This is a genomic window from Dactylosporangium sp. NPDC050588 (genome assembly GCF_040654975.1).
Classification (GTDB): domain Bacteria; phylum Actinomycetota; class Actinomycetes; order Mycobacteriales; family Micromonosporaceae; genus Dactylosporangium; species Dactylosporangium maewongense.
The window spans coordinates 58,878-65,236 of the sequence record NZ_JBFAJA010000080.1 but is presented as its reverse complement, the minus strand read 5'-3'; the positions used below and the strand labels follow the sequence as shown (position 1 = coordinate 65,236).

Here is a 6,359-nt window from a genome sequence, read left to right as displayed (position 1 = left end):
CGTCTTCGGCTCCTTGCCGGCGTTACGGGTGGCGATGACGGTGTCGAAGCCGTTCGGCTTGCCACACGCGGCCAGCTCTTCCTTGGCCTTGTCGATCTGCGGCTTGCCCGACTTGGTGTTGTACAGGTCCATCGCCGGGTCGTGACCCGCGATGTTCGGCGGGAGCATGTTGATGGCGATGTCGCCACCGGCCTCGGCGCCACCACGCGCGGTCTGCATCGTGACCTTGTCGGTCGCGTACTGCACGGCCTTGCGGCAGTGGATGTTGTCGAACGGCGGGACCTTGGTGCTGATCGAGAAGTAGCGGATGAAGCCGGTGGTCGGCGTGTCCGCGTTGGCCTTCTTGGTCGGGTCAAGCAGGATCTTCGGCTGCGCACCCTGCTGGACACCGGTCTGCGCGGTGTCGATGTCGACGTCGCCGCTCAGCAGCTGGTTGTCGATCTCCTCGACGGCCGTGCCGATGGTGAGGTCGATCTGGTCCGGCAGCGCCTTGCGGAGCGGGTCCGTCTTGGCGTCCCAGTTCTCGTTGCGGACCAGGACGGCCTTCTTGCCGGGCTCGTACGACTGGAACTTGTACGGGCCGGTCGAGCCGGGCTTGTCACCGTACTTGTCGCCGGTGTCCTTGGCCTTCTGGACCGGGCCGGCGCCGGGCATGGCGAGCAGGTAGCTGAAGTCCGACAGCGGCTCCTTCAGCTTGAAGACGATCGTCTTGTCGTCCGGGGTCTCGACGGACTTCAGACCCAGCTTGTCGGGGTCGGTGTCCTTGTACGGGCCGGGGTACTTCTGGCCCTGGTCGAGCACGTCGATGATGTAGGTCGGGCCACCGGACAGCACGTCCTGCGCGAAGACGCGCTCGATGCCGTACTTGACGTCCTTCGAGGTGATCGGCGCGCCGTCCTCGAACTTGACGCCGTCCTTCAGCTTGAAGGTGTACGTCTTGCCGCCGTCGGTGATCTCCGGCAGCTTCTCGGCCAGGTCGGCCTCGAGCTTCAGGCCGTCTTCGCCCGGCTTCGACGCGTTGGTGAGGAGGGTCCGGACGTAGTAACCCTTCTGGAAGTTCCAGACCCAGGCGTAGTACGCGCGGACCGGGTCGAACGAGTCCGGGTCGGAGTGGTTGACGAGCTTGAGCGTGCCGCCCTTCTTGTCAGAAGGGTTGATGACGCCCTTGGTAGCGGCGTTGAAGCCGGACACACCCGCGGTGCTGGAGCCCGTGCTGGGCGTCTTGTCGTCGCCGCCCGACCCACAGGCGGACAACACCAGGGCGACAGCAGCCGAACCGGCCACCAATGCCCCTGTCCTCATTCTCACTAGGTTTCCCTCCTTGTTTGGCACGACCCGCCGAGGGACGGGCCGTCCGAGCTGTGCTGCTGTGCGAGCGGAGATCGGGGCGGCACGGACGGATCCCAGGTGCGGCAATCCGGTCCGGGCACGGGGTGGCGGGGTCGGTACGCAGGTGGCAGCGCTGGTACGGGTTACCGGTTGGCCTTGGGGTCGAGCGCGTCGCGCAGGCCGTCGCCGAACAGGTTGAAGGCGAGCACCATGATGAAGATCGCGAGGCCCGGCACGAACATGTACACCGGGTCGTAGGTGTAGTAGTTCACCGCGTCGGAGAGCAGGCGGCCCCACGAGGGAGTGGGGGGCAGCACGCCGACGCCGAGGAAGGACAGCGACGCCTCGAAGACGATGTTCGTCGGGATGACGAGCGTCGAGTAGACGAGGATCGGTGCGACCAGGTTGGGCAGCAGCTCGCGGAAGAGGATCCGGGTCGGCCCGGCACCCACGCTGCGGGCGGCCTCGACGAACTCCCGTTCCCGCAGGGAGAGGGTCTGCCCGCGGACGATGCGGCCGATGTAGGGCCAGCTGAAGAACGAGATGACGCCGACGACCACCGCGATGCGCCAGGCGGTCGTGACCGGCACGACGGAGATCAGCGCGATCGAGAACAGCAGGTAGGGGAACGCCAGGATCAGGTCCATCAGGCGGCTGACCATGCTGTCGATGAAGCCGCCGAAGTAGCCGGCGCAGATGCCGAGGACGACGCCGAGGATCACCGCGACGACCGTGGCGGACAGCGCGACCAGCAGCGAGACCCGGGCACCGTAGATGATCTGCGAGAACATGTCCCGGCCGGTGACCGGCTGGACGCCCAGCAGGAACTCCTTGCTGATGCCGCCCCACGTGCCGGGCTCGGGGATACCGCCGAGGTTGGGGTTGATCTTGTCCTGGTGGTACTCGTTGATCGGGTGTCCCCACACCTTGTTGATCAGCGGTGCGAAGATCGCGACGAGCACGAGGAACACGATGACGCCGGCACCGGTCAGCGCGAGCTTGTCACGCTTCAGACGGGTCCAGGCGATCTGACCGAGCGACCTACCCTCGATGGCCTTGGCGGGGACACCGGACGGCGTACTGGTCGCCTCTTCGACACTCGGCACCTGCTCGTCGCTCTTGGACGTGACGGGTCCCATAGTCATGGGCGTGGCGCCCCTCTCCCCGGCCGCTTGCCCCGCCTTGCGCAACCGCCAGCAATGGCCGTCGCATGGAACCGCGCGTCGGCCAGACCGGGGCCCGTGGCGTCAGCAGCCGATCGGCTGTGTCTTCGTGGACTCCTGGTGCCCTATCCGCAGGTTCGGTCCACGGGCAGAGCGTGCACGAAGCCGACTTGGTGTGTCGCCTCCGTTGGAGGAACCCTGTCTCCCGTTCGGCCGATCGTCAAGGGTCACCCCCCGTCCTGTAACCAAGTCCACGCCGGGCCGTGATGGAGGCGTGATCCAAGCACAAAGACTTTTGGATCATACACCCCCGAATCGGGCGAATTACCAGCTCATCGTAACGGTGTGATCACGCTCCGCTTTGGCCGGAGCACGCACAAAAGGAGGTCGTGGGCCAGCCACCACTTTACTTGATCGTTTCACTTTTAACAGTACCGTCCGGCCAGGTGTCACTGGTCACGGAGCGTGTTCAAACGTCGATGTCCACCACGATCGGCGCGTGGTCCGACGGACCCTTGCCCTTGCGTGCCTCGCGGTCGATGGTGGCGGTCTTGACGGCCTCCGCGATCGCCGGACTCGCGTAGAAGAGATCGATCCGCATGCCTTTGTCCTGATGGAACATGCCGGCGCGGTAGTCCCAGTATGTGAACGGGTTCGGGCCCTTCATCGGCGTGGGCACCACGTCGCGCAGCCCGGCGGCGAGCAACGCGGCCAGGGCCTCCCGCTCGGGCGCCGTCACGTGCGTGGCGCCGGCGAACGCCGCGGGGTCGAACACGTCGGCGTCGGTCGGCGCGACGTTGAAGTCCCCGCACACCACGAGCCGGTCCGTCCGGGTCAGCTCGTCCACCATGTGGGAGCGCAGGACGTCGAGCCAGCGCAGCTTGTACGTGTAGTGCGCCGACTCGGGGGTGCGGCCGTTCGGCACGTACACCGACCAGACCCGCACGCCGCCGCAGGTCGCGGAGACGGCCCGGGCCTCGATGCGGGGCGACTCGAACAGCCCCTCCTCGCCGGTCGGCTCGCCGCCCCAGCCGGGGTCGCCCTCGAAGCCCCGCACCACGTCGTCGAGGCCGACCCGCGACAGCAGGGCCACCCCGTTCCAGCGGCCCTCGCCGTGCGCGGCGACGGCGTAGCCGAGCGCGGCGACCTCCTCGGTGGGGAAGCCGTCCGCGCCGACCTTCGTCTCCTGCAGGCAGAGCACGTCAGGCCCGGTGGTCTCGAGCCAGTCGAGCAGCCGGGGGAGCCGGGCCTTGACCGAGTTGACGTTCCAGGTCGCGAGTCTCACCTGTCCCACAATGCCCTATCTCGATGAACTCGTCAGGCTCTTACAGGCCGCCCACCGCAAGCGGCGGGTCCCGCCGAGGGATTCTCACCCCCGGAGCCCTCCGATGCGCCGCAAGCGGCGCACTCAAGCTCTTACTGGCTGCCCCACCGCAAGCGGCGGGTCCCGCCGGGGGGATTCTCACCCCCGGAGCCCCCCAATGCGCCGCAAGCGGCGCACTCAAGCCGATTCGCGCTTGATGAGCTCCGTCGGCAGCAGCAGCACCGGCTCGATCTGCTCGCCGGCCGCCATCCGCAGCACCTGCCGGGCGACCGTGCGCCCGATGTCGGTGATCGGCTGCCGGACGGTGGTCAGCGGCGGCTCGGTGTCGCGGGCGAACTCCATGTCGTCGAACCCGACGACCGCCACGTCGTCGGGCACCCGGCGGCCGTTCTGCCGCAGGGCGCGCAGGGCACCGTCGGCCATCGCGTCGGACGCGGCGAAGACGGCGTCGAGCTGCGGGTCGTCGGCGAGGAGTTGGCTCATGGCGAGCGCGCCGGACTGCCGGGTGAAGTCGCCGACCGCGACGATCGAGCGCCGGCTGGCGTCCTGCATCGCGGACCGGTACCCCTTGAGCCGGTCGATGCCGGCACTCATGTCCTGCGGCCCGGCGATCGTCGCCACCCGGCGGCGGCCGGTGTCGAGCAGGTGGTGCACCGCGGCGCGGGCCGCGTCCTCGTTGTCGACGTCGACATAGGGCACCTGCGACTGGGTGAGCAGCCGGCCGTTGCAGACCACCGGCACGCCCGCGCGGCTGAGCCGCTCCGGCAGCGGGTCCGCGCCGTGCATGGAGAAGATGATCGCGCCGTCGACGTGGCCACCGGTCGCGTAGCGCTCGACCCGGTCGTGGCTGGGGCCGGACGGGCCGACCATCATCAGCACGAGCTGCTTGTCGGCGGCCTCCAGCTCCAGGCTGACGCCGCGGATGACGGCGGCGAAGAAGGGGTCGTCGGAGAACACCCGGCTGGTCGTCTCCGAGGCGACGAGGGCGATCGAGTCGGTCCGCTGGGTCACCAGGCTGCGGGCCGCCTGGTTGGGCACGTACCCGAGGGCGTCGACGGCGTTGAGCACCTTGTCGCGAATGTGCGGCGCGACGGAGGTCGAGCCGTTGACCACGCGGGAGGCGGTGGCCCGCGAGACTCCGGCACGTTGCGCGACGTTCTCCAGCGTGGGCCGATCCCGCCCCGACATCACCATCTGCGCTTTCCCCCATATCTGTCTGCCGGACCCATCATGACTGAAGTCGCCCGATGGTATGGCGCAGAAAAAGGACGGGCGACGAAGCATGCCGCTCCGCCGCCCGTCGCACCCTCACACCGGTTACACCCTGATCACGTTTCGCCTGGACGATCGGCTGGTCACCCTGGCCGCCAATCGGCCTGAGAGCGCTCTCAAGACACGATTCAGAGTGGCTCATGACTAGCGCATTGTCAATCGTAAAACCCCGTGAAAGCGCTCTCTGGAATATGTTGTCGGAAACGCCAAATACCCCTATGCCGCCTGGCGTCGCCGGCAGGCTTCGACATGTGCCGCGACGACGGCAGTGGTGTTGGAACGCACACACGCGTCCGCACCCGCCTCGAGCACGTCGACGACCTCCTGGTGGTCGCTGTAAGGGCTCAGCACCACCACGATCGCCGACGACGGGTGCCGCAGGCACGCGGCGGTCACCGCCTTCGGGCCGGGGTCGTCGAGCACCACGATGTCCGGGTCCCGGCCGCCCGGCTCGTCCGTCGTGCGGCGCAGCACCGTCCAGTCGTGGGGGAGGTACCGGGTCAGGTCCGTGAACCTCGCCCCGCCCGCGACGAGCAGCACGGTGGCGTGGTCGAGGCCGGAAGCGGAGCGCTGGGGGAGGGTCAAGATGTTCATGCCTCATTTATCGCCCGCGCGCCTGCCATTGGGCTCGACGCCCGCTGCGAAGAACCTGGCAGCCCGGCGCGGCGTAACCGGATGGAAGCCCCCGGGGGCGCCGGCCCGTGAAAGGCTGGACCGGTGATCGTCTGGATCAATGGACCCTTCGGCGTCGGCAAGACGACCCTCACGAAGGAGTTGTGCCGCCGGGACCCGAAGGCACGCGCGTTCGATCCGGAGCGCATCGGCTGGGTCCTCAAGCGCACCGTCGGGCGGCTCAAGTCCGGCGACTACCAGGACCTCCCGGTCTGGCGTTCGGCCACGGTCACCGCCGCCGCGTGGCAGACCCGCGGCGCCGACCCGCTCATCGTGCCCATGACCGTGGTCCGCGCCCCGGTGCTCGCCGAGGTCTTCGACGGGCTGCGGTCCCGCGGTCACGAGGTGCGCCACCTGCTGCTCGACGTGTCCGCGCCGGTGCTCATCGACCGCGTCGAGCACGATGACGACGACGACCCGCAGGCGTGGCGCCTGGACCAGCTCGGCGCCTACCTCACCGCCCGGCGCGACCTGCGCGCCCACGCCGACGCCGTCCTGGACACCGACGACCTGGAGGCGGACGAGGTCGCCGACGACGCGGCGGCGATCATCGCCGCCTGGCGGTCCTGACCGGCCCTTTCGAGGAAGGGCCGGTCAGG

6 protein-coding genes are annotated in these 6,359 nt (G+C 68.6%); 1 reads left to right on the top strand and 5 read right to left on the bottom strand.

Annotated elements, in window-relative coordinates:
• The 5 genes from AB0I21_RS42865 to AB0I21_RS42845 form a co-directional block, all read right to left on the bottom strand.
• On the bottom strand, positions 1-1,257 hold a 1,257-nt coding region (locus tag AB0I21_RS42865; protein ID WP_360569416.1), incomplete at its 3' end, for an ABC transporter substrate-binding protein.
• A gap of 215 nt (positions 1,258-1,472) precedes the next feature.
• Positions 1,473-2,468 carry an ABC transporter permease gene (locus AB0I21_RS42860; RefSeq protein ID WP_360569414.1) on the bottom strand — a complete coding sequence of 332 codons (996 nt, stop codon included), beginning with the start codon at positions 2,466-2,468 and terminating at the stop codon, positions 1,473-1,475.
• A gap of 493 nt (positions 2,469-2,961) precedes the next feature.
• Positions 2,962-3,777 (bottom strand): exodeoxyribonuclease III, encoded by an 816-nt coding sequence (locus AB0I21_RS42855; protein WP_360569412.1) that lies wholly within the window; start codon positions 3,775-3,777, stop codon positions 2,962-2,964.
• Between the two features lie 216 nt (positions 3,778-3,993).
• Entirely contained in the window at positions 3,994-5,004 is a 1,011-nt protein-coding gene (locus tag AB0I21_RS42850; protein WP_344502777.1) for a LacI family DNA-binding transcriptional regulator, read from the bottom strand.
• Positions 5,005-5,304: 300 nt separating this feature from the next.
• Positions 5,305-5,682, bottom strand: coding sequence for a hypothetical protein (locus AB0I21_RS42845; protein ID WP_360569409.1), 378 nt, complete (start codon positions 5,680-5,682; stop codon positions 5,305-5,307).
• Positions 5,683-5,805: 123 nt separating this feature from the next.
• Here AB0I21_RS42845 and AB0I21_RS42840 point away from each other — a divergent pair, with 123 nt between their 5' ends.
• Entirely contained in the window at positions 5,806-6,330 is a 525-nt protein-coding gene (locus AB0I21_RS42840; protein WP_344502775.1) for an AAA family ATPase, read from the top strand.
• Positions 6,331-6,359: the final 29 nt, after the last annotated feature.